The 1,473-nt window shown below is 62.0% G+C and carries 1 protein-coding gene; it reads right to left on the bottom strand.

Going from position 1 to position 1,473, the window contains the following annotated elements:
- Positions 1-9 precede the first annotated feature (9 nt).
- A complete protein-coding gene (locus ACEN2J_RS20780; RefSeq protein WP_442108665.1) occupies positions 10-1,233 on the bottom strand; it encodes an IS4 family transposase in 1,224 nt (407 codons plus the stop codon).
- Between the last annotated feature and the right edge of the window lie 240 nt (positions 1,234-1,473).

The following is a 1,473-nucleotide window of genomic DNA, read 5'->3' as shown; positions in this document are numbered from 1 at the left end:
CTAGGCGATTCACACATTTCGGAGCCTCCATCCGTGGGCGAGGGATTTGAAGTATTGGAGCCCGTGGCGGAAGGTGATTGGGCCGGGCGGTTTTGATTTTGGGTAGCCATCCCATCCACCGAGCTTGGCAATGATCCACGCGGCCCAAGCAAGTGTTTCCGGCGGGTGAGGGTTCTTCTGGAGCGCGGTCTTTCCTTCGATCTCGGGCAATAGTGCGTGGAGGGTCTCGATTTCGGGGGGCGAGAAGGCGATCTTGGCGTCTTGCCCAGACCGACCGTCACGCGCCTGGACGAGTTGCATGATGGTGCAGGCAGCACGGGCGGCAATCGCAGTCAGCTTGATCAACCGCCCTGCATTTTCCAACTGGCTGTCCTCCAGTTGCAATCCCTGCTGTTTCAGGGTGCGGAAGAATTGTTCGATATGCCAGCGCTGCCGATACCAGCCAACCACGCGCCATGCCATCGCCGCATCTTTGACCCCATGTGTGGTCAGAAGCCGCCACGCAATGGGCTTGGCGCCTGGCGGCGCATTCACCTCGCAGACTTCGACAAGGCTGACTTTCACCGTCTCGGCCAACCCTTCCTGCCTGGCCAGAATGGCGGGGCGCTTGAGCGTGACGTGGCCAAAGCGAGCCACGAGCCTGGCGTTGCGGGCCGGACGGCCAGGGCGTGCGCGCAACGCTATCAAGGCGGTGCCCGCCATTTGCAACGGTGCCGAGGAGAGCTTTCCGCCCCCCTCCCTGATCGAACGATCCACCATGGCGCGGGTCAGGATGTGAAAGCCCGGCTCCGGCAATCGCGCCCATTTCTCATAGATGTCACTCTCACGATCACTGATTTCGGTCACCATATGCGCCCGGGCCAGAACCGTCTTGGCGGCCTCTGCCGTGCTCAGCCACCGTTGCGATTCCTTCTCGGACAACGGCCGGTGCCGATGAGGAACCGTAACCCGGCCATCGCGTGTCCATATCCGGCCCGCGGCCAGGCCCAAAATGCCGCCCGTTTCGGCATCAACACCCAGCATCGCGTGCAGCAAAACACCGCGTCCCGACCCCTTGCCGATCTCGCCTAGACCGCGACTGCGCTCCTTGGTCGTCGTGAAATTGATTTCGCTGCTGTCCTGGATCGCCAGAATATGCCGACCCGCGCAGCCTTGCGAAAGCTCCGCTCCCCAGCCATCGAGCAGCGCATCAACCGTCACGCGCGGATTGGCCAGAAAGCGCGAAAATCCCACAATCCCACTGCGTCGGCCACCCGCCAGGCGCCGCAGGCAGATGCTCGTGCGCGCCACCATTCCCGCGAGCAGCAGACCCCCCTTTTTGCTAGGCGCTCGTCTCCAAAGTCGCCCAGCCCCCAGTTCTCCGAAGTCATCACAAGCCGCCCTCCATTCAAGGTAGGACAATCGAATCATGCAACGCAAAACCCGTCAAGCGCTCCGCGAAAACCAAACCTGAAGATGTGTGCATCCCCTAGC

The sequence above is a fragment of the Pseudorhodobacter sp. W20_MBD10_FR17 genome (assembly GCF_052119765.1).
Classification (GTDB): domain Bacteria; phylum Pseudomonadota; class Alphaproteobacteria; order Rhodobacterales; family Rhodobacteraceae; genus Pseudorhodobacter.
Note: the sequence above shows the minus strand (reverse complement) of the source record. Positions and strands in the feature narration are given on the sequence as shown.